The 637-nt window shown below is 33.6% G+C and carries 1 protein-coding gene; it reads left to right on the forward strand.

Going from position 1 to position 637, the window contains the following annotated elements; translation table 11 throughout:
• Positions 1 to 137: 137 nt before the first annotated feature.
• The coding region (locus FFR48_RS28290) for an Rpn family recombination-promoting nuclease/putative transposase (protein ID WP_137669614.1) at positions 138 to 637 on the forward strand (500 nt) is incomplete at its 3' end.

Below are 637 nucleotides of genomic sequence, written 5' to 3' on the forward strand. Positions count from 1 at the left end.
GCGATCGCACTTTGGCTATTTAGTCAAGGTGCGTTTACTTTTTTTGATAATTATCAGAATCGGGATGTTTATTCAGGTGATGATAAAATAAAAAAAAGGGCGGTAAAATACCGACCAGGAGTATTAATATTAAATTAATGAAAACAGATACTATATTCTACCGCTTATTTCAAGAAATACCAAGTATTTTTTTTGAACTTATAGGTCAATCTCCCGAATTAGCTGAAAGTTATGAGTTTTCATCTATTGAAGTCAAGCAAACAGCTTTTAGAATAGATGGAGTCTTCCTACCTCAAGAAACTACAGCAAATCCCATCTACTTCCTAGAAGTGCAATTTCAGCCAGATGAAGACCTGTACAATAGGTTATTTGCAGAAATATGTTTATATGTACGCCAAAATAAACCTAATTGTGGCTGGAAAGGAGTAGTAATATATCCTAGTCGTGCTATAGATGAAGGTAATATTCAGGACTATGAAGAATTTTTCCTGAGTCAAAGAGTGAGAGTAATTTATTTAGATGAAATTGAAGAAACAACATCATTACCCATTGGGATTGCTACAATTAAACTAATCATTACCAATGAAGAAAAAGCTATCACCCAAGCTAGGGAGTTAATTAACCGTACCAAACAAGA

Origin of the sequence: Sphaerospermopsis reniformis, from assembly GCF_005402885.1 — a bacterium.
Classification (GTDB): domain Bacteria; phylum Cyanobacteriota; class Cyanobacteriia; order Cyanobacteriales; family Nostocaceae; genus Sphaerospermopsis; species Sphaerospermopsis kisseleviana.